The organism is Nostoc sp. (assembly GCF_036916985.1).
In the GTDB taxonomy this organism is placed as follows: Bacteria; Cyanobacteriota; Cyanobacteriia; order Cyanobacteriales; family Nostocaceae; genus Nostoc.
The window spans coordinates 53,120-78,910 of the sequence record NZ_JBALFD010000097.1; the positions used below are offsets into that span (position 1 = coordinate 53,120).

General features: G+C 42.2%; 23 protein-coding genes, 1 CRISPR repeat array and 1 riboswitch. Of the genes, 6 read left to right on the forward strand and 17 right to left on the reverse strand.

Annotation, left to right across the window (positions count from 1 at the left end):
• Nucleotides 1-233 precede the first annotated feature (233 nt).
• Nucleotides 234-1,412 (forward strand): sulfate ABC transporter substrate-binding protein, encoded by a 1,179-nt coding sequence (locus V7L07_RS31720; RefSeq protein WP_335063435.1) that lies wholly within the window; start codon nucleotides 234-236, stop codon nucleotides 1,410-1,412.
• 774 nt (nucleotides 1,413-2,186) lie between these two features.
• Here the strand turns inward: V7L07_RS31720 and V7L07_RS31725 are convergent.
• The 8 genes from V7L07_RS31725 to V7L07_RS31760 all read right to left on the reverse strand — a co-directional run bounded on the left by V7L07_RS31725 (nucleotide 2,187) and on the right by V7L07_RS31760 (nucleotide 11,257).
• Nucleotides 2,187-3,593: a 1-acyl-sn-glycerol-3-phosphate acyltransferase gene (locus tag V7L07_RS31725; protein WP_335063437.1), complete on the reverse strand. Its 1,407-nt coding sequence runs from the start codon at nucleotides 3,591-3,593 to the stop codon at nucleotides 2,187-2,189.
• Nucleotides 3,594-3,833: 240 nt separating this feature from the next.
• Nucleotides 3,834-4,274: a DUF2127 domain-containing protein gene (locus tag V7L07_RS31730; protein WP_335063438.1), complete on the reverse strand. Its 441-nt coding sequence runs from the start codon at nucleotides 4,272-4,274 to the stop codon at nucleotides 3,834-3,836.
• 581 nt (nucleotides 4,275-4,855) lie between these two features.
• Nucleotides 4,856-5,251: a hypothetical protein gene (locus tag V7L07_RS31735; protein ID WP_335063439.1), complete on the reverse strand. Its 396-nt coding sequence runs from the start codon at nucleotides 5,249-5,251 to the stop codon at nucleotides 4,856-4,858.
• Nucleotides 5,252-5,472: 221 nt separating this feature from the next.
• Nucleotides 5,473-5,589 carry a DUF5674 family protein gene (locus V7L07_RS31740; RefSeq protein ID WP_335063894.1) on the reverse strand — a complete coding sequence of 39 codons (117 nt, stop codon included), beginning with the start codon at nucleotides 5,587-5,589 and terminating at the stop codon, nucleotides 5,473-5,475.
• A gap of 375 nt (nucleotides 5,590-5,964) precedes the next feature.
• Nucleotides 5,965-6,669, reverse strand: a complete 705-nt coding sequence (locus tag V7L07_RS31745) for a precorrin-2 C(20)-methyltransferase (RefSeq protein ID WP_335063441.1) — start codon at nucleotides 6,667-6,669, stop codon at nucleotides 5,965-5,967.
• Nucleotides 6,670-6,671: 2 nt separating this feature from the next.
• Nucleotides 6,672-7,298 (reverse strand): precorrin-8X methylmutase, encoded by a 627-nt coding sequence (locus V7L07_RS31750; protein WP_335063443.1) that lies wholly within the window; start codon nucleotides 7,296-7,298, stop codon nucleotides 6,672-6,674.
• Between the two features lie 131 nt (nucleotides 7,299-7,429).
• Entirely contained in the window at nucleotides 7,430-9,037 is a 1,608-nt protein-coding gene (gene cobG / locus V7L07_RS31755; protein ID WP_442936103.1) for a precorrin-3B synthase, read from the reverse strand.
• Nucleotide 9,038: 1 nt separating this feature from the next.
• Nucleotides 9,039-9,122: riboswitch (adenosylcobalamin-variant (AdoCbl-variant) riboswitch) on the reverse strand.
• A gap of 142 nt (nucleotides 9,123-9,264) precedes the next feature.
• Nucleotides 9,265-10,188: direct repeats of the CRISPR family, unit length 35 nt; unit sequence GTTTCCATCCCCGTGAGGGGTAAGAGATTTAAAAC.
• Nucleotides 10,189-10,879: 691 nt separating this feature from the next.
• A complete protein-coding gene (locus V7L07_RS31760) occupies nucleotides 10,880-11,257 on the reverse strand; it encodes a hypothetical protein (RefSeq protein WP_335063446.1) in 378 nt (125 codons plus the stop codon).
• A gap of 127 nt (nucleotides 11,258-11,384) precedes the next feature.
• Here V7L07_RS31760 and V7L07_RS31765 point away from each other — a divergent pair, with 127 nt between their 5' ends.
• A complete protein-coding gene (locus V7L07_RS31765; RefSeq protein WP_094353117.1) occupies nucleotides 11,385-11,573 on the forward strand; it encodes a hypothetical protein in 189 nt (62 codons plus the stop codon).
• A 357-nt stretch (nucleotides 11,574-11,930) separates the two neighbouring features.
• Here the strand turns inward: V7L07_RS31765 and V7L07_RS31770 are convergent, their stop codons facing one another.
• The 3 genes from V7L07_RS31770 to V7L07_RS31780 form a co-directional block, all read right to left on the reverse strand.
• Complete coding sequence (locus tag V7L07_RS31770; RefSeq protein WP_335063448.1) at nucleotides 11,931-13,403, reverse strand: ABC transporter ATP-binding protein/permease; 1,473 nt, start codon at nucleotides 13,401-13,403, stop codon at nucleotides 11,931-11,933.
• A 36-nt stretch (nucleotides 13,404-13,439) separates the two neighbouring features.
• A complete protein-coding gene (locus tag V7L07_RS31775; RefSeq protein ID WP_335063450.1) occupies nucleotides 13,440-13,868 on the reverse strand; it encodes a hypothetical protein in 429 nt (142 codons plus the stop codon).
• A gap of 63 nt (nucleotides 13,869-13,931) precedes the next feature.
• Nucleotides 13,932-14,447: a hypothetical protein gene (locus V7L07_RS31780; RefSeq protein WP_335063452.1), complete on the reverse strand. Its 516-nt coding sequence runs from the start codon at nucleotides 14,445-14,447 to the stop codon at nucleotides 13,932-13,934.
• Nucleotides 14,448-14,852: 405 nt separating this feature from the next.
• Between V7L07_RS31780 and V7L07_RS31785 the strand changes: the two genes are divergently transcribed.
• Nucleotides 14,853-15,068 (forward strand): type II toxin-antitoxin system HicB family antitoxin, encoded by a 216-nt coding sequence (locus V7L07_RS31785; RefSeq protein WP_335063454.1) that lies wholly within the window; start codon nucleotides 14,853-14,855, stop codon nucleotides 15,066-15,068.
• Here the strand turns inward: V7L07_RS31785 and V7L07_RS31790 are convergent.
• Complete coding sequence (locus tag V7L07_RS31790) at nucleotides 15,017-15,637, reverse strand: tetratricopeptide repeat protein (RefSeq protein WP_335063456.1); 621 nt, start codon at nucleotides 15,635-15,637, stop codon at nucleotides 15,017-15,019. The genes V7L07_RS31785 and V7L07_RS31790 overlap by 52 nt on opposite strands.
• A 120-nt stretch (nucleotides 15,638-15,757) precedes the next feature.
• On the opposite strand from V7L07_RS31790, the gene V7L07_RS31795 reads away from it, so the two are divergent.
• The 3 genes from V7L07_RS31795 to V7L07_RS31805 all read left to right on the forward strand — a co-directional run bounded on the left by V7L07_RS31795 (nucleotide 15,758) and on the right by V7L07_RS31805 (nucleotide 18,142).
• Nucleotides 15,758-16,237 (forward strand): MEKHLA domain-containing protein, encoded by a 480-nt coding sequence (locus V7L07_RS31795; protein WP_335063458.1) that lies wholly within the window; start codon nucleotides 15,758-15,760, stop codon nucleotides 16,235-16,237.
• Between the two features lie 134 nt (nucleotides 16,238-16,371).
• Complete coding sequence (locus tag V7L07_RS31800) at nucleotides 16,372-17,091, forward strand: rhomboid family intramembrane serine protease (RefSeq protein ID WP_335063460.1); 720 nt, start codon at nucleotides 16,372-16,374, stop codon at nucleotides 17,089-17,091.
• 379 nt (nucleotides 17,092-17,470) lie between these two features.
• Nucleotides 17,471-18,142 carry a rhomboid family intramembrane serine protease gene (locus tag V7L07_RS31805; protein ID WP_335063896.1) on the forward strand — a complete coding sequence of 224 codons (672 nt, stop codon included), beginning with the start codon at nucleotides 17,471-17,473 and terminating at the stop codon, nucleotides 18,140-18,142.
• A gap of 92 nt (nucleotides 18,143-18,234) precedes the next feature.
• On the opposite strand, the gene V7L07_RS31810 is transcribed toward V7L07_RS31805, so the two are convergent.
• The 5 genes from V7L07_RS31810 to V7L07_RS31830 form a co-directional block, all read right to left on the reverse strand.
• Nucleotides 18,235-20,412, reverse strand: coding sequence for a GumC family protein (locus tag V7L07_RS31810; RefSeq protein WP_335063461.1), 2,178 nt, complete (start codon nucleotides 20,410-20,412; stop codon nucleotides 18,235-18,237).
• A 235-nt stretch (nucleotides 20,413-20,647) separates the two neighbouring features.
• Nucleotides 20,648-22,009: a polysaccharide biosynthesis/export family protein gene (locus tag V7L07_RS31815; RefSeq protein ID WP_335063463.1), complete on the reverse strand. Its 1,362-nt coding sequence runs from the start codon at nucleotides 22,007-22,009 to the stop codon at nucleotides 20,648-20,650.
• A gap of 222 nt (nucleotides 22,010-22,231) precedes the next feature.
• On the reverse strand, nucleotides 22,232-22,954 hold the full coding sequence (locus V7L07_RS31820) for a cyanoexosortase B system-associated protein (RefSeq protein WP_335063465.1): 723 nt from the start codon (nucleotides 22,952-22,954) through the stop codon (nucleotides 22,232-22,234).
• 287 nt (nucleotides 22,955-23,241) lie between these two features.
• A complete protein-coding gene (gene crtB / locus V7L07_RS31825; RefSeq protein WP_179067006.1) occupies nucleotides 23,242-24,135 on the reverse strand; it encodes a cyanoexosortase B in 894 nt (297 codons plus the stop codon).
• Between the two features lie 308 nt (nucleotides 24,136-24,443).
• Nucleotides 24,444-25,709 carry a DegT/DnrJ/EryC1/StrS family aminotransferase gene (locus tag V7L07_RS31830; RefSeq protein ID WP_335063467.1) on the reverse strand — a complete coding sequence of 422 codons (1,266 nt, stop codon included), beginning with the start codon at nucleotides 25,707-25,709 and terminating at the stop codon, nucleotides 24,444-24,446.
• Between the last annotated feature and the right edge of the window lie 82 nt (nucleotides 25,710-25,791).

Genomic DNA, 25,791 nt, shown 5'->3' on the forward strand with positions numbered 1-25,791 from the left:
AAGATATCAGGATTTTAACTCACTTCATCGTTAGCTTTGGTCAGACTTGCCTTTCTCTACTATGCTTTTTGGTATCAAGTAGGCTTTTCTGACTTTTCACAGCCTCCCACTTCCCTTAAATAACTTGTTTAAATTTAGGTTAATAAAAAGTTATTTATCCTTAACCATTGTTTTATAATGCCCCTTAACTACAGCATCTTGCTCAAGTTATCGCAGATTCAGGGGAAAATTTGATGAACCAGGGGCAACGTAATCCTAAATCAAGGAAATATTTGACTGAATTAGTTCAGACTTATATTGTGAAAGCTTTACACGCTGCCAGACAATGGCGCGTACAACTAATAGGAAATTGGTTGTATAAGTATTCTTCGTGGGGTGTTGCGTCCCTATTCTTCGTCGGAGTTAGCTTGAGTATCGTGATGGCTGCCTGCTCTCCACCTAATGCCAATAATCCTACTGATAATGCTGGTACAACTTCCCAAAGTGATGTAACCTTAAACTTTGTTTCTTACTCAGTTACTAATGCAGCATACCAGCAAATAATTCCCAAGTTTATCGAACAGTGGAAGAAAGAACATAATCAAAATGTCACTTTCAATCAAAGTTATGATGGGTCAGGTTCCCAAACTCTTGCCGTGATTGATGGTAAAGAAGCTGATGTGGTACACCTATCACTTGCCCTTGATATTAATAAACTTGTGCAAGCAGGTTTTATTCAACCAGGTTGGGAAAAAGAAGCGCCTAATGATGCAATTGTTACCAAATCTTTAGATGCGATCGCTATTCGTGAAGGTAATCCCAAAAATATCAAAACTTGGGCAGATTTGGCTCGAAATGGCGTAAATGTACTTACACCTGATCCTAGAACCTCTGGCGGCGCTCGCTGGAATTTCCTTAGTCTCTGGGGTTCTGTGACAAAAACCGGCGGAAATGAAAATCAAGCAATAGACTTTACCTCTAAAGTCTATAACAATGCCCCTTTGTTGCCTAAAACGGCTCGAAATGCCACTGAACTATTCTTCAATGATAATAAAGGTGATGTTCTGCTCAACTACGAAAACGAGATGATTTTGTTAGCAAAAAATGGCCAAAAAATCTCGTATGTTGTGCCTGATGTCAATATCTCCATTGACAATCCTGTTGCTGTTGTAGATAAAAATGTCGATAAACATGGTACTAGAGCAATTGCAGAAGCATTTATCAAATTTCTTTACACCCCAGAGTCGCAACGAGAGTTTACCAAATTAGGATTTCGTCCCGTTGACTTGACTGTTACCAAAGAAGTGGAAAGTAAATTTCCCAAAATTAAAACTGTTTTTAAAGCTCAAGATTTAGGAGGATGGGACGAGATTCAGAAAAAATTCTTTGATGAAGGTGCAATCTTTGACAAAATTCGAGCGAAAAAGTCTTAGAATTTTTGTTAGGGACTTCCAAATAAAAAAATATCCAATTAACTCTTGTGAGGTGGGCGACACGATAGCCCTATAGACCAATACTGTTCAGTTAAGGCTAAAATTCTTTTTTTTAACGAACCGCAAAGGACGCAAAGGACGCAAAGGACGCAAAGGAAGAGAAGCTTAACTGAACTGTATTGCCCTATAGACTGGGCGGGCAAGATGCCATTAGTGTCAACTTAAGGTTAAAACCCATTTGTCAACGATGGGTTTTGTTAGGAGCGAAGTATAAAGGTGAACTTTTTTCTGACTTTTAGACGCTAGCTGGGAGTAATGCTAATAAACAAAGCATTCATAGTCCCTGAAAAAGTTCGTTTTTTTTCCCTTTCAAACCGAATTTATCAGCATAAATGCTTATTGACATAGAAAGTTTGAGCTTAACTTGACACCTATGGCAAGATGCCCACCCCACAATATTGGATAATTTATTTCTTGGAGTTCCCTTATCGAACAGAATTCAGGAGTCAGGAGTCAGGAGTCAGAATGAATTCTGTACGCCTGGCGGATAGTGATTAAGAAGTAAAAAGTGCATTAGACGTAGGTTGGGTGGAGCGGAGCGCAACCCAACATATATCAGAATGTTGGGTTACGCAAAGCCTCCAACGCCACTTGCTACAACGCTCTTAACCCGCGCAACGCAGTGGCTCCCCAACCTACAATTTTTTCTTTCTTTTACCTTTTTACTTTTTACTTTTGCCTTGTTCATTCACGAGCATCTTGATTCTGAATTCTTCAACTAATCATCTTCTCTAAAGCGATTTGCAAATCTTTTGTCAAATCGCTCACAGCTTGTTTAGCCGCCTGGCGATCGCCCTGACAATTCCGAGAGCGTTCTGTAACTGAAATTGGCTCCCCCACAGTGATTTGTGCCTGTCGCAGACCTAACCGAGGTCGTCCTGGAAGTGTTGTATCTTGAATTCTAGAAAGCATATCGAATACAAGCAAAGCTGTTTCTGCAAACCTTTCCGCCGTTGGTTCTTCCTGAATATAAGTAGCTGTGACTGCAACAAAACTTTCCACTATCCGCATGTGTCGCATTCGCAAGTCGGCTTCCTCTGCAATCCAGTCTGCTAAACCGCGTTTGAAGGGTGCTAAAGCATTAATATCTGGCAAATCTTCTCGGTAAATGTAACTCCAGCCAGCCTCTTCTAAGCGGCGACAACGGTCAATAAAATTACCCTGTCCTTGAACTTCAAAATATTGCTCAGTAACTTGTAAAGCCTTATCTAGTAAACGATGGAGTCGGGCAATTAATACTTGATTAGTATTAGCAGATTCATCAATTAAGATGGTTTTAGGGATGTCTTGATGATAGAAGCGACGATAAAACTCTTCCATCTCGGTAATCAGATATTCAGCCAACCTAAAGAGACGTTGATAGTAAATCTCTTCGCGATTACCCGAATCAATTTCCCTAACTACCAAGCCGCTATCAGCTTCCAACTGACTCAATAGCCAATCTAGTTTAGACCAAGGTGGCTCAACGTAACTATATTGGATAGCGATCGGTACAATGATTACAGTCTCAGTCCGGTTAGCTTTTTGTAAGTCTTCTACACACCAGAAACCCATTTGAGCAACACCAGGTTCCAAGGGGCTAACAATACCACTATGACCATTAGTACCGCCTTCTGGTGCTACTGCGATCGGTAGTTCGCCATTAGCAAACAACTCCCGTGCAGTTTGGATCGCTTGCCGATCTAGTCGCCTACCGCGACGAACGGGCACACCTCCTATGCGAGAAAACAGCCAACCTAGCCACTTTCCTGCCCAAACTGTCATACCGCGATCGTAAAGAAAATAGCTGTGAACTAGGGATGGTAGTGTAATCCCTTTTTGACGAGCAACTTTTGGTACAATGCGAGAAAGCAAATACAGCATACAGAGGGGATCTTCCACCTCTGGGTGGCGAAATGCCAACAAAAGGCGAATTTTTCCAGCCTGGAATTGTTGATAAAGTTCAGCTAATACCTCAACATTCTGGGCTTCAATTTTGACAATTCCAGCCGGTAGCCAAGGGCGAGTACGAAACCGTAGTGCGATCGGCAATAACCACCTAACAATCTGGAGTACCAGCGGGTTCAACCGTTGGGGAATAAATTTTAGTGGTGGTTGAGTAGACTGAATCGATCTAGGCAAGTCGCTCTCCCGATTGTATTTCTAGTGATTGTACAACGTGGGGTCTTGGTTTTGCGTAAACCTGTAGCCTCTTGTCGTCAAACATTTCAATCCCCATAAGGTTGTTGGGATAAGGCAGGGAGCGGGGGCGGGGGGCAGGAGTTATTTCACCATCACTCAGCACTCAGCACTTAGCACCCAGCACTTTCAAGTCAAGAGGGTTTCAGCCTTGTTCATTTTTGTTAACATAAAAAATTAGTTTTAATGTTTAGGAAAATTTCGGAGTAAATAGCCAAATACAGCTAAATTCAACACAAAAACAACTACTTTTATCAGAGATATTCCCCGAATTAATTCATAAATCTCTGGTGGAATACTGATACCGACAAGCACCAATACCAAGACGTGTGCCCAACGCTTTTCGTACCATAAACCAACGGCTTCAATAGCCGTAACGATGGCATAGATTCCTGATCCAATACCACTAAATGCCAGAGTTCTAGGATTTAAGTTAATAACTTTCCTTAAAAGCCAATCAATAATTATCGATTTACCTTCTAAAACATAGTCGTCTGAAAATGCCTCTAGAGTTTGATAATTTTTTAATGTCAATAATAAAGCGATCGAAGTAACCATAAGCAGCAAGGCGGCAAATGATTTGTAAAGAACAATTGCCACTAACCCCAATGGACGCTTTTCCAAACAACCCCCTAAGTATACTAAATGAAGAGTGCTGAGTTCCGAGTGCTGAGTGCTGAGTTAAAAGACCACACCACTTGCGGGTGGGGTATCAACCTTCTCTCAATGCATGAAGATTCCGCCTACAAGAGGCGGGGCTTGTACCAAGTACATAAGTGCTGAGTAGTTTTTTACTTATTCAACACTCAGGACTGAGTATTGTCAAAAATTAATTAGCTGGCTTTGGATTATGCCAACTCAGACGCTTATTGTAGCAGTAGTTGATGGAAGCATCTCACCTTTGCATATATCGTTAAATCACTGACGATGATTTGCGATCGCAAAGGTTTGGGATTGCTGCGCTCCGCTTGCAATGACAAACCTCGTTTCCAGCTAGAGGCTGGAAACGAGATATATGTCTAAAAGCTTGTTCTAGACTGGCTTTTACCATACTCAGGGCTGAGTGCTGAGTAAAGAAGATTGAATACTCGGTACTTTTGCACTATGGTAAAAGCCCCGCCCGCAAGTGGCGCAGTCTTTCATCTCAGCACTCTTCTTCAGTTGACACCTAGCTTACTAGCTACCAATAGAGTGTAGTAACGTATTTAGGGTCGAACTTGGTTAGAGATATCTTTGCCTGTCTGCGCTGCACTTTCCCCTACATCACTAGCAGTTTTTTGAGCGCCTTCTATATACCCAGATCCGAATTGTTTAAAGGCTTCTGCTGACTCTTCACCAATTTTTTGAAGTCGTTTTCCAGGTGAACCTTCCGTTTCACGAGCTTCTTTATTCCACTCGCCTATTGTTTTTGGTCTTTGAGAATCATCTTGCTGTACCTGTTCGCGAACTCTTTCTCCTAAGGCTTTGTCGTTGTGCCCATAACCAACATTCGTTGTCAGTATTATAAAACCAGCTAGGACAACAGCCAACAAACTTTTTGTCTGAAGTCCTTTAAGCAAGGAACTGATGTGACTAATAGTCCGAGAAATCAAATTTGTCATGCCAATTAGCTTGTTTTTTGAAGTATAAATAAACATTAACTATAAAAATGTGATTATCCTTCTAACAAAAGGCATATCTCAGTTATGAAAAGTATTAGATGAGACTATGCCAATCATCTGAGAACAAATTAACTAAATCAAACCATAGGATTTCTGTGTGTCAACTGTTTTCATATATTGTATTACTTGACTTTGACATCACCTAAGCGAGAGAAATTGGTCTACTGAATGTTGATGATTGACTCAAACACGATTTCCTGAGTGAAAACAGACCAATCCACACCCCAAATATCTCGTTGTCTGTTACCGTCTTTAAGTAATTCTTGTTCACATTCCAGGGCAAACGACTAAGTTAACCTGAGTTCGATAAACCTCTCCCTGCCTTGAACTAAAGTTCAAGTCTGTCCCTCTCCGACTCGGAGAGGGACGGTTTTGCATAGTAAAACCTTCTTAGAGGTCTTTTTTACAGCTAATTAGATGGACACTAATATGATTCGTCGAACTCACGTTAAGTTATACTGCGATCGCTTGTCCTGACTTTTCACGTTATGTGGAAAAGTCCACCAAAAACCTAACCCCCAGAAGGCTTTACGCTGCGCTATCAACCATTCGTACAGAATTCATACTGAATTCTGACTCCTGAATTCTTCTTATAAATTCTGGGTTATCAGGGGTAGGAAAACCTGGACAGAATCTTCTTCAAGTCACACACACTATAATCTATTCTTAGTAGGGATCACAATCATTGAAAAATAAGGTACTTCGGCTGGATCAACTTCATCTAGGGGAATGATGCGTTGCTGTGATGTTGATGCGCGCTCAATATATCTCGCCCGTGATGCTAGCCCTAATTCATGCAGGATATCTCGTACTTTGGTAAAGTGACGACCTAGTTTCATAATCGCGGCGGCATCAGTCATCAGTAGATGTGTAGTTAGTTCTTCTGCTGGCAATGGGGCGGGTAGAACTGTGAGGATATCGGTGTAATAGGTGAAAGGTACACCCAAAGCTACCGGACAAGCCATCAGTGAGGAAACTCCGGGGACAACTTCTGTTTCGTATTGGTCACATAACCGCGTGAACAGATACATGAAGGAACCATAGAAAAATGGATCGCCCTCGCACAGCACCACGACATCTCGACCTGCTGCTAAATGGTCGGCAATTGGTTGGATTTCTTGGTCATAAATAGATTTTGCCTTTTCTGGCTCCAAAGCGCGGGGGAGGTGAAATAGCACCTCGATTTGATTGCCAGGAAGATACTGCGCTACGATCGCTCTAGCGATACTTTGTTTATCTGTGGCTGATTGATAAGCTACCACAGGAGCCGCACGTAATAGCCGCAGCGCTTTCAGAGTCAATAGTTCTGGATCGCCTGGGCCGACACCAATTCCATAAAGACGACCTTTGGGTTGCATATTCATTCTTCCTCCGTTGCCAGGGCGTTTACTGCTGCTGCCGCGATCGCACTTCCACCGCGCCGACCGTGTAAGGTTAAAAATGGTACATTCCTGCTGTCTGCTGCCAATGCTGCTTTCGATTCGGCTGCACCGACAAACCCCACTGGAAAGCCTAAGATAATCGCAGGTTTGGGCATTCCTTCATCGAGCATTTCTAACAGTCGGAATAGGGCTGTGGGGGCATTGCCAATTGCGATTACCGATCCTTCGAGGTGCGATCGCCATAATTCTAAAGCTGCCGCCGACCTTGTAGTACCCATACGCTGGGCAAGTTCTGGCACTTCTGGCTCGTTGAGGGTACAGATAACTTGATTGTTTGCAGACAACCGCCGTCTGGTAACGCCATCGGCAACCATTCGGCAATCGCAGAGAATTGGCGCTCCTGCTGCCAGTGCTGCCCTTGCGGATTGTACTGCTGTTGGTGAATATCCCAAGTCTGTGACAATATCCGTCATTCCACAGGCGTGAATCAGGCGTACAGCAACTTTTGCTACATCTGCTGGCAATACATCTAGGTTCGCTTCTGACCGGATGATTGCAAAGGAATTGCGGTAAATTTCGTTGGCATCTCGGATATAGTCGGGCATTCAATTTTGGATTTTAAATTTTGGATTGATTTGTTGGTTAATATAGATACTTTCTTTTCACTAGAAGAATATCTAATTTAATTAACCGCAGAGGCGCAGAGAAAACAGAGTAAGAGAAACGGAGGAATCAATCATCTGTATTTATCTATGCTTATATCTTCTAAGTATTTATTAAATAACTGTTGTAATTGTGCTATTGGATATCGATTAGCAAATTCCCCAAAGGACTCATCAGAATTTAAGCGTTGAATTTTATATACATATAGCATCCGCTCTATTAATGCAGGTAGTTCGGCAAAAGTTACATATTGATATAGTTCATGTCCGAATTTCTGCTTGTTATCACCAACATAAATGTGATAGCCCTCTACAGTTTGATTATCAGTCTCAATGCTGACACCGAGGAGAGTAATATCACTTTTGCTATGTTGGGCACAAGACTTTTCGCAGCCGCTAAAGTGGATATTAACTGGGGAATCGAGAGTAACGCGAGTTTCCAGATACTCTGCTAATGCCAACGCATGACTTTTAGTGTCTGTGGCAGAAGCGGTGCAACCCTTTTTTCCAGAACAGGCAACTAATCCACTCTTGATGTTGGTTGCAGAGAAATCTAATCCTAAGAAAGCAATTTCACTTTGGATATGAGTAACCCATTGCTGAGGAATATCTGTAAGGAGCAAATTTTGCCAAGGGGTTAGCCTGAGAGTTCCACTGCCGTATTTTGCTGCTAAATCCGCTAAACCCCGCATCTGTCTACTCTCCAATCGGCCCAGGGGCAAGACGACACCAAGGTAAAATAAGCCTGGCTGACGTTGGCGATGGATGCCAATATGCTGATATTTCATATCTGACCTCTCCCCCAACCCCTCTCCTACAAGGAGAGGGGAGAATTTCTCCCCCTTCCCTGCAAGGGAAGGGGGTTGGGGGGTTAGGTCTTTTCTTTTTTCACTGTACAAAAGAGAAAAAGGTAAACGCTGTTGAACTTCCTGGAGATAATTTTCACAACCCAAGGTGTTCAATAATTCTAAGAGACGTAGCCGCCGCTTACTCGTAGTATGACTATGAGTTAGATAGACATCCGTCAAAGCTGCCAAGACAGGTAAACATTGCTCTGGTGATACCAAAATTCCCGTATTGCTGGGCGGTTGACCCTTCTCGCCAACACTGAGATAGAGGCGAAAATAAACGTTACCATCAACTAAAACAGCTGCAAAGGTGATATCATTCAAGCGATCGCACACCCGAATTATCCCACCACCATCAAAGCAAACGCTAAATTTTGCCGACAGTCCCGAAAGCGGCGGGTGTGCTGCAATATAATCATCCCAACTTTGGACAAAAGGGCGAGTGTCGATTAATTCTTGGGGATCGATACCAGCAGTTGGACTGGTCATAATATTGCGGATTTGGTCTACAAGAGTATTGCTAGAACCCAATCCCATCATCTGTAGGTACTTCAGAACTTCAGCATTTATCCGTGTGCGGATTTCACGAATTTGGAGGTTAGCTCGGTTAGTTACATCTATATAGCCGCCACCATGCTGATCTGCTATATCTGCGATCGCACGGCACTGCTGACTACTAATAATTCCACCTGGTATTCTAACACGAGATAATATACCATCTGCGGCGGGTGTAGCATAAAACAAGCCTGGACAAGTGGCAAATCCAGAAAGCAAATTTAGAACTCCTTCCCCGTGCGACGCAGGGATTAGACGGTGAGTGTGTCTTGAGGACATCCTGAGAGTTGGCATTCTGACTTGGGCGATCCCATCACAGCTGCGGCACAGTCCCGGAATTTCACCGGAGTTTCCCAACTCTCAGCTTTAGTAATTTAGATTTTGTTTAGGTTATAAATATCAACCACACATCATCCAGATAATCAATCTTACATCACTATAGCCATAAATTTTACCTGAGCTTATCCACTGCTGTGTTAAGGCTAGTGCGATCGTGCGGATTTATAGTTTCCATCCCCGTGAGGGGTAAGAGATTTAAAACTGATTACTTCGGAACTCCAAAAGTTTACTCAGTTACTTGGTTTCCATCCCCGTGAGGGGTAAGAGATTTAAAACATAAGGAAACAAAAGTCATTTCCCAGCAGATCGTCCCCTGTTTCCATCCCCGTGAGGGGTAAGAGATTTAAAACTACTCCAGACCAACAAAAATCTGCCGCCAACGAAGCACAAGAGGTTTCCATCCCCGTGAGGGGTAAGAGATTTAAAACTTTTACAATATATCCTTTCTTTAAAGGATATATTGTATAGTTTCCATCCCCGTGAGGGGTAAGAGATTTAAAACCGGGACTAGAGTCCGGATTTTACTCATAAATCGAAGCGACAGTTTCCATCCCCGTGAGGGGTAAGAGATTTAAAACACTTTTTTGCACCTGCACCCGGCACAACTACTTCAGGTGTTTCCATCCCCGTGAGGGGTAAGAGATTTAAAACTCTAACATGCCTAATTCGATTGACATGAAAGGCGGAAAGTTTCCATCCCCGTGAGGGGTAAGAGATTTAAAACCAGGTGGTAGCACCTGCTTAAGGGAAAAACCCCTAGCGTTTCCATCCCCGTGAGGGGTAAGAGATTTAAAACATTTTCCGCGCAAATGGCGGTGGGATTGATAGGAGGGTTAAGTTTCCATCCCCGTGAGGGGTAAGAGATTTAAAACACCGATTCCAAAGGAAAACCGATCCTGAATTTCAGAGTTTCCATCCCCGTGAGGGGTAAGAGATTTAAAACTTGTGCGTCAAGAAAGCGGTGCAATAACCGCTAGCTCAAGTTTCCATCCCCGTGAGGGGTAAGAGATTTAAAACTTTAATTGCCGGCTCATTATCTTTACCTGTTGTTTTACAGTTTCCATCCCCGTGAGGGGTAAGAGATTTAAAACCCTACTGTTACAGAAAGCTTACCAAATAAGGCTTACAGAACTGCAAAACTGAGGGGGGTCTATTTTATATGTCAAAAGGGCAGAGTTATTGAGAATAACTCTAGTCTCTAGGTAACTCAAACCCTTATACAGTAAGTCATCTGAGGGGGTCTACGAAAGAATCAGCCTTTGGGCTTTTGAACGACCCCCTCAGTTTACATTTCTTAACAAAATGGCTTCAGGAAACTAACCATTAAGTTATACGTAAAAATATGTACTTATTAAATTTTCAAGGTGCATCTGTTGGTATAAAACATACCATAGCCACCGACTAAATGCAATCTCTCTATTACAGCAATTTTCATGTATTTGAACTACATCTGTCGTAAGGGCACAGCATTGCTCATTGGTGTCAACTTAATGTGAAAGTAAGTCTAGAACTAGCTTTTAGATTACCTTGTTCCCAGTCTCCGACTGGGAATGCTCTTCGTTGAGGCTCCGCCTCTCTTACTGGCGGCAGAGCCACCAGGAGCAGCATTTCCAGCCGGAGGCTGGAAACGAGGTTTTAAAAAGTACTTTCCTACGAGTTCATCTAAAAGGCAAGGATCATTTCAGGCGATGCCTACAGCAAACCCTTTGGCTATGTAGGACATAGAAAAAGTCCCCAGATTTAGGTTGCCGGAGACTAAGTGCGTTCGGCTCGTAAATTGATTTACTGATTTAGCAGTCCGATAGCCATCTCAAGGTGCATTTTAGCTTTGTGCAAGTTCAATAAACTCTCTTGGTCGTATCGGTCAGGATAGCTCATAGCCTTGCCTTCTAAAGTTATCCGAATTAGTGCCGCTTGTTCATCAGTGGGGCAGTTCATCTCATCTACGATTCCTTCGAGGAATTGAATAACACTGAAGCCTGGTGATTTTAACCCTCTTCCTTGCCTTAATTGAGAGAGTGCTATCTGGGGAAATGCCATCAAGGTGACAATCCAACTAGTCTTGTACCCTCCATTCCCAGTAGACTTTAATCCGTAACGCCTACATAAGTCTCTCAATTCAGCAGTGGTTTTGATTTCGAGTTCTGACCTTGTGAACATAAAATAGAATTACCCATTTGTAAAAGTGGTATCGGTGGTGAACTGTTTTGACGGACGCGAACACCACCGATTAAAACTCTATCTATATGTTCACGTATCGTTCAAGCTATATTTACATCTCTCAACAATGCCTAACCCTAAAGGTAATCCAGAAAATTTAAAACCACTTAAGTCTGATAGAGAAGAACCGCTGACACAAAATCTTAATTTTCGTGTCACCGAAAAAATGAAGGAGGAGGTAAAGGCACAAGACGACCCTCCTGAATTCTGTAGAGAAGCTATTCAGAAAGCACTGGATGAGAAAAAAGGGAAGTAGTAAAAGTTGTTGGAGTTTAGTAGAGTTGCAAAAAAATTGTAGGTTGGGGAGCCACTGCGTTCATTGGTGTCAACTTAAGCTGGAAATAGCTTATCTGTTGGCTTCCATCCCGCCCGGAAATAAATTTTCGGGCTAATAGCTTAAGTCTACTGAAGTAGACTGGAGATTTTTGGCGATATTTAGTCATCTTCAGATGACTTTAGCTATGAGACGGGAATTGAAATTCCAAAATGATTATCATTCTTGTTAATGGAATAGTTTATTTTCTGGAAGTCCCTTATATCGCCAAGTACAGTTTGAAACCGAAGTAACAGATGCGTAGCAAATAAGAGTCTACATGCAATCCTGTTGAAGCTACTAAACGGTGTCGCGCTGATAAGACCAAGCCGCCAATAAACCAAAAGCACCACAAGCCCAAAGTAGCCAAAGTAAATGTAGAAATAGCTGGTTATCGTGGTTCAAGTTAACCGCCGATAGAATTAATTGCCGAAAGTGGTAGAACGGCGAGAACGCAATAAAATCTTGGACGATTTGCGGTACTGGAAGTGGAATTGAACCGCAAGCAACAGGAATAACAATTAGCGATAGGCTAAGAATAGAATCAGCACTTTTGGGGTCTAGCAAATATCCCAATGCCAGACCGAGAATCGCAAAAGGTATAATTCCTAAGATTAGGCTTGATAACAGAGCTAACCCTTGAGTCAAATCCATTCTCATCTCAAGTTGCCAGCTTCCTAATCCGAAGATTAATAAAAGGCTCACAGTACAAATCAGAAGCGAGGTGGCAATCTTAGCCGCCATATATAATGCTGGTGGTAAAGGTGTGGCTCTCAAAAGCTTCAGCCATTTTTCCGCTCGTTCAACTGCAATTCGTTTACCCAGTCGGTCGATGACAATCGTGAAAAGTATGATACCAGAAAGGTAAACGACTGTTTCTGTTGCCCCTTCTCCTTTCAATCCTTGCAATTTTAACAACGGGACGAATCCCACCAGTGCGAGTGTTGCAATTAAAAAGACTGGAGTGCGAAGTAGTTGAAGAATTTCAAACCAGAACTGTTGTTCAAAAATGCGTGGGATGTTCTGAGAAGAAGTTTCAGGTAAATTCTCTGTCTGTATAGTATTTTCAGGCTGATCTAATAAAGCTTTATCTTCTAAATTTATTAGCTCCTCAGTTAGCTGTCCTTCAGGGGGACTTTCAGTAATTTTATGGACAGTAACAAAGCGAGTTGCTAAAGTATTTAATTTGTCCCAGTCGGATTGCTCATTTGTCACCATTATAATAGTGACTCCTCGTTGACGGCAGAGTTTGATTTCCTGCCAAAATTTTTCACGTCCCTTTGGATCTAGCTCTTTAGTTGGTTCATCAAGGACGAGTAGCTCGGTATTGCCTGCTAGAGCAAGGGCAAAATTAAGCCGCTGTTTATGCCCACCATTTAATTTAATTGCCCAATCGTTTTCTTTATCTTTAAGATCAACTTTGTTCAATATTTCTTCAGTTGAAAGTGGATTAGGGTAGTAGCTTCTAAACAATTCAATAAGTTCTTTTACCTTAACATTTGTTGGAAACTGTACATCTTGGAAAGCTACTCCAACATGGATTTTTGAGTTAGCACTCTGTGGTGAAAGCCCCATTAGCTCAACTTCTCCACTACTGGGTTTGAGTAACCCTAAAATCAGATTCAGTAGAGTAGTCTTGCCAGCCCCATTTTCCCCGCGCAACCAGATGAATTCGCCTCGCTGCACAATCAGATTGATATCCTGTAAGATAGGTTTTTGCTGGAATCCTTCGGGAACTACTTTGGAAACGTGCTTAAGTTCGATAATGTTCATAGCTTGTCTGAGGAGAAATATAGATAAGATTTAGAATTAATGGAGTGTCATTTGCATTAGAAACCAAACCGCAAAGGAAGCGGCAAGAGCAGGCATTAACGAAACACCGAAAAAAGTGGTTAAAATGACGAGTGCTGCTGTTCCTCCTGCAAATCCCCAAAAGTTGAGAGCAAGTGAGTTGGTGGAATCAACTGGTGGAATACAAGTGCTGAATAAGCAAAATTCACTTCCTTTCGTGATCAGAAAGAATGTGGCAAGCATTGCAACTCCTAAAACTCCTAAAACAACCCATTTATTCATGTGTAATGAAAATCCTGAACCGAGAATTTTTAAGGAAACGGCTGGAGTTTCTATAGGATTGGGATGAGATTGTATTTGTCCATCTGAACTGGGAACGACTTGCGGGTTGTTGGAGGAGGATTGCACAAGGTCGGGAGATTGTTGAGGGTTGTTAGAAGGTTGCATTTTGGTTGATTACTCCTTTATTTCGTGAAATATTCGACAAAGTTGGAAATTAAGATAGTGTTGCTAAAGCACTGTCTGAATTGCAAGCCATACTACTGCACCAATTCCGACGGCGGCAGCTAGGGGAACACCGCCCATAATAGCCAAAAGACTTGCAACTCCAATTCCAATAACACCGCCTGTGATGTCTGGATGCTCTTTTACTATCTTGAGAACATCTTCTCTGTCTGGCGATTGAGGTAGTGGAGATATGCCAGGTGTTTGACGTTGAGGAGTAGGCGAGGGTTTAGGTAATGGAGTACGACGATCGCTCTTTGCTATTTGTTTTTGTTCTTGAGAGCGATCGCGCCGAGTTTCAGGTTTTTTAGATGAACTAGAATTAAATTGCAGCAGTTTAGGTTGGCACTCTGCCGGGAGTGTACCAGACCAGTGAATCATGGGATGGCAAGAATGTTGAATCTGCAAAGTTTCTATGACTAGAAGCAGTGTCCAAAGTAAAAAACATAAAACTAGGATTGTTTGAAACTTATAGCGAAGCCATCGGTCGATTAAACTGGGAAAATTCGTGAGATTTTGCATGATGTAATTTGCGATGTTTTGCTTAAAGTGCGTTACTTATCTGCTCTAGTGAAATATGCGATCGCGTATCTGTCTCACCTTCTTTATCTCTCCAGTTTCCTCTATCTCCCTCCTCCTCAGTTGACTGAGAAATTTCAAGAGCTAATATTTGTATAATTCCCGAAAAACCTATCGAAGTAACAGTTCCAGATTAAAAATAAGATTAGTTCGGAGGATGTTTGTAAAGTCTAATTTATTACTTGCTGGACTACTAGAAGTCTCGGTTACAGGATAGGCGATCGCCTAGTCAATCGCTGGTTTAGTACTGAAACCAAATGAAATAACAGAGATACAAGCGGTTATCTTAGGAGGCTTACTTGCTAAGATCAGGAACAGTTATACACATTTTTTGTTATCCAGTGGAATATGAGACAGGTAATCGTGTATCGAGATGAAGATGGCTACTGGATTGTAGAGTGCCCTAGCCTAAAAGGTTGTCTTAGCCAGGGTAAGACTAAACACGAAACCCTTTCCAATATAAAAGAAGCGATCGCAGGTTACATCGCCGCCTCTAGAAGATTAACACTCGACTATATCCACCTTTGTAACTTCCTATGTACCTGCGCTAAATACCACATATAATCATCAATTTTGTAATTATCAGCAGCTTTCACTATATAATTCTGAGCCAAATCAAGATTATTGTGGGCTTCGTAATATAATCCCAAGTAAAGATGACTGTAAAAATTTCCCTTTATCCCTTCTGATTCACCAACAGTTAAAACATCATCTGGTGTACAATTTCCTGCATACAAATCATATACGCGCTGCATAATACGTCGAGGATCATTTTTCACAGTTAGTAAAGAATTACGTGCCTCTTCAACACCTAACGAACGAGCTATGCAGAGATATCGCCATACTGTTTCTTCTACATCTTGAGCATTCACTGTCAAATCTATTTCAAATTGTTTAGCGCCCTCAGCAAATCTTTCTGCATAATAGTACGATAATCCCCGTTGCCAGAGGTAAGGTTTGATACGGTCATCCAATTGCTCCGCCATATCAAAATCTTGAATAGATTCATCAATTTTGGCCAGTTGAAAGTTAACCATACCTCGACGAACGTAAGCATTAGGATTTTTCGGCTGATTGCGAATGGTTTCGTTCCAGTGCTGGAGTTGATTTTCCAGAGAATTTGAAAAAAACATAGGTTTGCTAGCTAATATGCCTTAAATAGAATATTTTCAGGCTTGGGGAGAACTCGTCAACCCCTAAAATGAGTCAAGTTTTGTCATACTAAATTCTTGACGTTATATTTCTACTTTTCTATGACCAGTGTAATTGAGTTTCCTTGGCAGCAAGAGGCTATTATTCTCCACAGTCAATATCTAATAAATAGTTTTCAGCATTGGACAGGAAATTGTTTGCTAGATGCCAATGCTTCTGAATTTGAAACAGCAAAGGCGTTATTTGAAGCACCTTTTGTCTTAGTTTCTCACGGCACTGAGTCAGATCCAATTTTCAACTATGGTAATCGCAAAGCGTTGGAACTATGGGAACTTTCTTGGGAAGAGTTTACCAGAATGCCTTCCCGCAAATCGGCTGAAGAGGTTGTGCAGGAAGAACGCGATCGCCTATTATCAGAAGCAGCAACTAAAGGCTTTATCAATAATTATTCTGGTATCCGCACTTCTAGCACTGGTAAACGCTTTTACATACAAGATACCATCCTATGGAACATCTTAGATCAACAAAATCAGCACTGTGGTCAAGCTGCTTTTTTCTCTAACTGGAAATTTATCCCATGAAATCTACTGTTTCAGAGGGAAGTCTTACAATAAATTCTTAAATATAAAACTGAGATCCATCCATGAGGTAGAAGAAACTACTTACAAAATTCCGTATTGTAGAATTGCTGTCTTAAAATCAGGAAAAAACGCTCGTGGTTCCAATTAGCGATAATAATCCGACAAAAATCACGCCTTATGTAACTTATGGGCTGATTGCTGCCAATGTCCTCGCTTTTCTTTATGAAGCAAGTCTTCCCCCACAAGCATTAAATGGATTTTTACACCTGGCGGCTGTAGTTCCACGAGAACTGACTTTAAGCTTTGGTGGTATCTCTTTACATCAACCAGTACCAGAGTGGGCAACTTTGATTACTTCCCAATTTTTGCATGGGGGATTGTTGCACTTAGGCGGCAATATGTTGTTTCTCTGGATTTTTGGTAACAACGTTGAAGATAAGTTAGGTCATGCTAAATATTTGCTGTTTTATTTATCTTGCGGTGTTTTGGCATCATTGACCCAGTGGTTCTTCGCTCAAGATTCTAGCATTCCATCTTTGGGTGCAAGTGGTGCGATCGCAGGTATTCTTGGTGCATATATTCTCCGCTTTCCCAACGCTGAAGTTCTCGGCGTCGTCCCTTTAGGGTTTTTCTTCCCAACTTTCCGCGTCCCCGCATATTTCTTTTTAGGATTCTGGTTTCTCGAACAAGCCTTCTACGGACTTGCCAGCCTTGAAACACGTACCAACATCGGTATGGAAGGTGGCGGTATTGCCTACTGGGCCCATGCAGGCGGGTTTATCTTTGGGGCAATTCTTGGCCCACTATTGGGTTTATTTAGCGATAAATCCCAAGAAGAATCTTGGTATAAGTAATTTTTCATAGGATTGTAGTGGCTTTCAATTATACTGATTGATTTAATAAGTGAAATTGCCTAAACTTCGCATCTGTTAGCCTGACCAAAACAGACTCCACAAGCCCCTAAATTTATTTATGGGACTTCCAAATAAAAAAATATCCCAAAACTGACGCAAAAATCCTCTCTATTTCTCTTCTCTCTGTGTTCTCTGCGTCTCTGTGGTTCGTTTATTTGGATAATTTATTTCTTGGAAGTCCCTATAGGGATTATTAATTTTGAATTTTGTTAGCGCAGCATTAGCGAGTCATCGAGCATCACGAGCGTCATTTTGAATTCGGAGCAAAGCGACGTGACAAGCTATATTGCAGTTAGTCAATAATTTAGGAAAAACACCTGTGTTTCCCCTCTACGACGAAAATCCGACGCGAATCACCCCGTATTTCACCTACGGGTTAATTGGCATGAATATTCTAGTTTTTATTCACGAGGTGAGCCTGTCAAATGCACAATTGAGTCAGTTTTTAAATCAGTATGCGGTAGTGCCTCAACACTTAAGCACCAATTTTAATGGAGAGTGGATAACATTATTTACGTCGCAATTCTTACACGGTGGTTGGTGGCACTTAATCTCAAATATGGTGTTTCTCTGGGTTTTTGGCAACAATATTGAAGATCGTTTAGGTCATGCCAAATATCTGATTTTTTATTTGGCGTGTGGTGCTTTAGCTGCCTTGTGCCAATGGTTTATTGGCATGAATTCTCAGATTCCTTCCTTGGGGGCAAGTGGTGCAATTTCTGGAGTTTTAGGTGCGTATATTATCCGCTTTCCCCACACTAAAGTTGTTACCTTAATATTTTTGGGGTTTTTCATCACCACAATTAGGATACCAGCACTAATAATAATTGGACTTTTTATTGTGCAAAATGTCATATCCGGTCTTGCTGCCCTGCAAACAGCCGCTAACATGACTGTGGAAACTGGTGGAGTTGCTTATTGGGCGCACATTGGTGGTTTTGCTTTTGGGATAATTCTCGCTCCCCTATTTGGCTTGTTTCGGCGCGACTAAATACAGCATTTCCGAAAATTCGTAGCGAAACAATTGCTACTTCTCAATTCTCTGCGTATTCTCTGCGTTAAGGTTTCTACATTTGGCAACTATTAGTTTTTGTTGGCACTCACCGAAACTTCTTCAGATTCTTCTTCTACCTCAGATGTAAATGTTGATGATTTTACAACTTCTTCAGGTACAGAAACGATGATATCAGCACCATTGATAATTGCTCCCAATAATCCTAGTTCAGATTCAACCAATTGATCGATAGCTTCACCTAGCATATTCTCTTGTGTATAGTGTGGTCGTGTCACTAGTACGATCCCATCGCTGTAGGGTTGGATTAACAAAGGATCATTTGATATACTGAGAGGACTAGTATCTAAAATAACTAGATCAAAACGTTCGCGAACATCTTCCATCAACCGCCGCATTTCGCTTGATTCAAGAATCGCAGCAGATTGCCGCACTGGCCCAGGACTGGGAAGAATGTATAAATTTTCTACATCAGGAACTAAACGGATACATTCACTCAAATTAGCGTAATAACGCAGAGGTTCAATACCAGCTTCAGGGTCAGGAATTACTTTCAGGGATGCACTACGGGAAGGCGATCGCAAATCTGTTTCGATAACTAAGGTTCTTTTACCAGCACGGGCTGAAGCAACACCCAAGTTATAAGCACTTGCCGTTTTTCCCTCTAGGCTACTGGTGCTAGTAATCAATACTACCTTTAAGGTTTTACCACCAATTCGGCGCAGATTACTACGGAATTTTTCATAAAATTCTAAATAAGGAGAGTCGGCGGAAAGCACCACTGGCACAGCGTCTTGATCCAAATCATCAACTGGCATTAAAGGCAACTCTCCCAACACTGCCACTTCCCGTTGCTTGAGGCTCTGGCGGATATCCTCTCTGGTTTTGAAAGTTCCTTCCAATGCTCCCAACAAAAATATTACTCCGCCACCAATCACCACGCCTAAGAAACCACCCACAGCAAGGGTAATAGGTACACTCTTCGGAGGTTTGACATCGACCGTGACTGTAGGGCGTCTGGCAATGCTGAGACTACTAGTAGTTTCTGCCTCTGCGGTTTTAGCATCGGTTAGCTTCACCTGCATTTGATCGTAGATAGCTTTTTTAAGTGCAACTTCCTGTTCTAAACGCGATCGCTCTAATTGCTTATTGGGTATCAGAGAATACTCTTGTCGTAGTCGCGCTTCTTGGCTGATTTCTTGAGATAGTTGTTGTTGCAGCGTCTCCCGTTGGGTTTGCAAAGACACCATTTGGTTTGCCAATTGCTGGCGGGCTGGATCTAAGCTACTTTGGGTGCGAATACCTGCAACACTACCCTGAAGCGGAGCTGCCGTCCCACCACCACCTAACACCTCAGCCGCACGTTGTTGCAGCAATTCCTCAGCAGCTTGTTTCTGACGCATCAACTGAATCATCGTTGGGTGTTCTGGTCGCAAATCTTTTCTGAGTATGGCAATTTGCGACTCACTTTGATAAATTTGCGCTCGCAAATTACCAATAATTGGATCGGCACTCAAAGCAGAAGAAATATACGCCTGTCCGACTGTTAAGCCTAATTTATTTTGTAAACTGCGAACTTGACCATCAACCCCAGAAATAGTTAATTGAATTTGCCGTTGGAGATTTTGGCTGGCAGTGATAGCGCTTAACAAACTACCATTCTCTGCTGCTAATATTGCTGTTCGCTCTATGCGATCGTACTGTTCTAACTTCTTCTCAGCAATTTGCAATTCCCGCTTAGTTGGTGGTGTGCGATCGTTAATTTTTTCAATAATTGCTTGTAATCGCCCAGTATTGATATCACTGCTCAACTTGATCATTGCTTGCATCAATTCTGCCAAAACCTGTATACCTCGTTTGGGATCAGTATCTACATATTTCAATTCCAAAATACTAGATTCCAATTCTCCACTCCTGATGTTTTTTTTAGGAAGAGAAAGTACGATACTGGCACCGAGCTTTGCCGGTTTGACACCGACTTTTTCTGCCACTGCTGCAACTATCTGGTTTGAGAGTAAAACTTCCTGACTCAATTCCTTTCCTTGCTGTTGGATCTCAGTACCAGTTGCAGAGAAAGAAACTGGTGGACCACTATAGGTAAGTGCGGCAGATGCTATATAGCTAGCAGGTGGGTCTGGTTGCATAGCGACCACAGTTGACCCAGCGACAACTAAAGCAAAACTAGCTAATCCAATCCACTTGTACTTATCAAAAGCAATAAGATAGCGCTTAACAATTGGTGGGGTCATGGTCGCTTCACTCCAATTAAAAATTAAAAATTAAAAATTAAAAATTAGGAAGCACCAAACTAAAGATAGTGGCTTTGATCCAAGGATGCTATCAACTTCCTACTCTATATCTTGCCTACTCTATATCTTGGTTGATATCTTTAATATTTTTCCATTAGCGAATTCAAAGACAAGTTGAAGATGTGACTTTCTCCACTTGAAACTATGTCCAGCTTGTATCCTTCTTTTATACTCCCTAATTTGACCCACCACCGCCGAAGTTGTCAAAAAATCGGAGAAAGGATTGAACATTGAAGAAAGGTTGAGTAATGGTAGTCAGTAAATTAGTGATTCTACCAATGAGGTTCCGACCAACAACAATAACATCATTATCTTGAAGTGCCACATTTTGAGAAGCATCACCGCCTAGAGCTTTTTTAGCATCAAGTTTTTGGGTAACAGCCTTACCTTGTTCAGGATCAAAGCGAACCAAAGCGATATCGCGGAGGTTAGCGGTGTCAAGATTTACTCCTCCCAAAGCATCTACAAATGTACTACCATTAGGCAGCGCTTGAGTAGAAATACCTCCCGCAGCGTAGTTTAAAACCCGGACTCTAATCTGTGGCACAGCCAAGGATGAACGTGCTACTAAATTGCGGTCATAACCGTCATCATTACCAACTTCACGACGGGGTACGAGTATGGCATCTCCGTCTTGTAAGCGTAAATTCGGAATTGAACCGCCATTTTGCAGTGCTGCATATAAATCAATAGTTTGTGAAATCACAGAACCATCCATTAACTTGCGGCGTACTTGCACTTGTCGTAGGTCTGCATTCAAGGTTGAACCACCAGATATTAGCAAAGCATCAGCAACGCGGGGTGTTGGTGAATTAATCGGATAAATTCCTGGTCGAAATATTTCCCCGCTAATGGTCACTTGAACTGGTCGCGTCCCTAGCAAAGATACTACTACAATTGGATCTGGGAAAAAGCGACTCAAACCCAAGCGAATTTTTTCTTGAGCTTCTTCCAAGGTTAAACCTTGTAATGACACCGTTCCTACTTGCGGCACTATAATATTACCTTCTGGACTAATTACAGCTTGAAAATTTAAGTCTTGACGCTGCGTTGCTAAGGCCAAAACTATCACTGGATCAACCACATAACGATTTAAACCCAAGCGAATTTTTTCTTGAGCTTCCTGCAAAGTTAAACCTTGTAAGAAAACTGTTCCCAGTAACGGCACTACAATATTACCTTCTGGGTTGATTAAAGCTTGAAAGCTCAAATCTGGAAAGCGCTGAACCGAAACGCTAATTCCATCACCTATACCTAAGCGGTATGGGCCAGGGGGACGCTGAAGCACAACGCCAACTCCATCTCCTGGCCCCAAGAGGTAGCGGCTGAGTTGTGGGGAAATTTCGTCATTTGCACTTGGGGGTACAACCTCAGTACCAGGCACCGGCGAGGGAGGTTGCCCTGGTGATTGTCCTTGAGGTGGAAAAGGCTGGGCAACAACCAGTTGGATAGGTGTTGTTAAGAAAACTCCTACTTGAAGACTGACAAAACACAGGGCGCTGAATCCACGCATATAAGAACTGGGATCTATGAACATCGTTGTAGAAAATACTGATATAGAAATTAGTCGCGCCGAGTCGTCATTTTACTCTAAAAATGTCTTAGATGTCTCTTTTGTCTGCAAGTATTTACCAAGGAAAAGAGAAAAATTTTACTAAATTTTATTTCCAACTTCATCTTTTAGGACAGTTTCAGCTTGAACGTAATTTCATCAAGATACTTTTGATGAATCTCTGCACAAAGGCATCTTTAACAGACTCTACAAAGGGCCTGCCATTAATGTAGTTTGCACTGTTTCCCCAATAGACTGGGCTAAAGACCAAGATGTTTCTACCTGTCCCAAAGGTTCCATTGGAATTAAAATACTGACGCCCACCCAAGGAGTGCGTTGCTTACGCCACTGTGCTAATTGATCCGCTACAAACCAGTGAAAAGGTGATGAATTTCCGCCGTCTGGCATGGCGTACCATTGCAAGACAGCAAAAGTTTGTTGTGGCGTGGAGGCGCGAAAGAACCTAGCTTCTACTTGAATTTTGACATTAGAAGCCAACTTGGCAGGTGGTTTCACAGTAAATTCAGAAGAACGAAATTGAGCTACATCCCATTTTCCCCAACGCGATCTTCCCCAGCCGTTAACGTCTGTCCACTCTACCTCTGGTTGATCCATAGGCCCATTTTGCGGTAACAAAAGTAGAATTGCCTGGGATTGGGAGCCTTCTTTTTTAATTATCTGCAAAGACCATTGATGTTCGCCAATTTGTTGTTGAGCTTGTTCAATGGTTTGCCAACCAGGAAGGGTTAACCCAGTCTTGTGGATCTGTTTTAATTGTCTGAGGGTAGTAACAGGGGGTGGCTGTTTCCATTGCCAGTGTCCTGTCAGGTATCCAGGAACCCCTGCAATTGCTAGCAGCAGTAGCAACAACAAGAGTGCTGCTACTTGACTCAATTGGTTTTCCTTGAAAAACTTGGAGAAGGAAGTCATCAGTAAAATTTGCAATACTTAGGCAAAATTTTACTTTATAAAATAACATTGTGAGTTCAGTAATATTTAGGACTTACGTATAAGTAATGAAAAATTAAGGAAGGGGGCAGGGAGCGGGGGAAATGCCCCCTGACTCCTGCCGTGGAGCGGAGCAGAACATGTTCTTACGTCCCCCAATAAGAGTTAAGTGGTTCTCGAACAGGAATGGGTCGAATCTCTATCTGAACTATCACCCTTGCTCCCTGCTCCCTGCTCCCCTGCGTCTTCTTCAATCCCCAATCCCCAGTTCAACTTTCTGCTTCTTGCTGAGTTTCTGGAGATGTTGAGAAATAGTTATTAATCCAATTCAGTAAGGGTACTAATGACACCAACATACAAGCAGAGTAGAGATCGCCACCCCAACCCTCATGCAGCCATCTAAAGGCCGCTTCTTGTCCTGTGCCGTGAAAGAAAGTCAGTAAAGTATTACGAATGATATTGGCACTAGTACTAACGATCGCAGCAATGGATAAAAACGATATAGTTGTGGGGCGTGAAGACAAAGCATCTGTCCAATAAAGGAGCATCAAGCCGACGTAGAGAGTAGTAAATAACATTTTCAACCCTGCACAATAGGGGGCAACTTCTACAATCCGTCCTCCCACATAGAGATTGATCTCATCTACAGTTACTTCCATACCAAATTGATTTAGTATGAAACCTGCCGCACCAGCGATAAAGCTCTGGAGAGGCAAGGTATAGGGCGCAATGAGATAGGGTAATGCTGTTGGGGTTGCCAAAAATACTAGTAGCAGGGGAAATCCTTGCAGTCCTAAACCTGATATTCCCTTAAACCACAAGCATAATCCTACTAATATAACTGGCAAGGAAAGGTTAACCCACTCTGTAACACCGCTAAGATAAAAAACTGCTCCTAATAACAAGAAAACAGCGCCCAAAGGATGGATGGTATCTGGTAAACGTCTCCATTTTTTCCGGTTTATCCAGCCCAGATAAGCCGCAAATGGTAGACCAATAATCCCGTGGCTAAAATATTCGTGTTCTGTACTAATATTTTTGTGTAGCCAACCATCCAACCAATGTAGCAATATCGGAGCATAAAGCAGCAGCAAAACGCCTAAAATAGCTAGATTTAACAAGCCTGATGCGTTTATGTTTTTAACCTGTTGCCGGAGTGCCATGATTTTAAGTAATTCAAAAACTTTCAGTATTTCAGGTGGGGAATGGGGAAGATGAGGGAGAAATCAATTCAAAATTCAAGCAGGACACTCTCTACGAGACGCTGCGTGTAGCAAGATCCCCTTCATTAGGGGTGTAGGAGGTTGTTGCGTTGGACGAGGATTGAAACCTCGTCCAACGCGATCGTACCTGCTTGCGTCTCTGAAAGAGAAGGCTTTACGCTGCACTAACAACATTAAAGAACTTCTGCCTCCTCTTTCCCAGTGCCCCATGCTCAATTCCCTACTTCCTGTTTTGCATTGAATCAACTTCAAACTACCACGCTGTTAAGATCAGCAGGAGATATGTTGTCTGCTTTTTGAATTGTTGGGACTTCTAAGGCGGAATTATCGAGTCCTAACCAATCAGCAGGAGATATGTTGTCTGTCTTATAACTTGCTGAGACTGCATTCGCGATCGCAGCTACAACTTCTTTAACTTGGCTACTGCTCAAACCAGGATACATCGGTAATGATAATATTTGTTGTGATAACTTCTCTGCTTGGGGAAAATCTCCCGGCTGATAGCCTAAGTTGCTAAATGCTGGCTGGAGATGACAAGGAATTGGGTAATGAATGCCAGTTTGAATCCCTGCTGCTGTGAGTTTTTCCTGGAGCTGCTGGCGTTCTATTGGGCAAGAATCATCAACTTTAATCACATACAGATGATACACATGTCCTGTATCACTTTGGTTTTCTATAGGAATAATCCCAGCAGTGGCTAAAGGTGCTAGTTCTGAATCATACTGCTGGGCAATAGTCAAGCGATCGCGATTCCACTGTGGTAAATATGGTAATTTTTTGTGCAAAATCGCTGCTTGCAAAGTATCCAAGCGGCTATTTGTACCTGGTTCAGTATGAAAATACTTTTGTGATGCACCATAATTTCGCAAGCGCACCATCTTCTGGGCTACTTCTGAATCCCGTGTCAGCAGCATTCCTCCATCTCCAAATGCTCCCAAATTTTTGCTGGGATAGAAACTAAAAGCTGCTGCTATTCCTACTGAACCAGCATGATATCCGTCTCTTTGGGCGAGATGTGCTTGAGCGGCATCTTCAAAAATTAGTAGTTTGTAGGTATCGGCAAAATTAATTAAATCATCTGGTGATACCATCTGCCCATAGAGATGCACAGGGATAATTGCTTTAGTCTGAGGTGTAATTGCTTTTGCTGCGGATTCTAAATCAATTAAAGCTGTTTGGCGATCGCAATCTACCAAAATGGGCTTGGCACCAGTGCGTAGCACCCCGATTAAGGTTGCGACAAAAGTGTTTGCTGGTAAAATTACTTCATCGCCAGCACCGATATTACAGGCTTGTAATCCCAGAGCGATCGCATCTGTTCCTGATGCAACACCAACCCCGTAAGCTGCCCCAGACGCTACCGCAAATGCTGCTTCAAAATCTGAGAGTGCTTGCCCTAAAATAAAATCTCCCCGTTCCAATACAGATTGGATTGCATCTTGCAATTGCGTTTGAATTGGTTCATGTTGTAATTTCAAATCTACAAAAGGAACTCTAATAGTCACTTTATTCATTACCAGTTGTCCTCAACAAATATTTTCTCGTATGCCAAAAATAGAACCGCCCGCCTAATTTTCGGTGTGAAATTGTAATAAA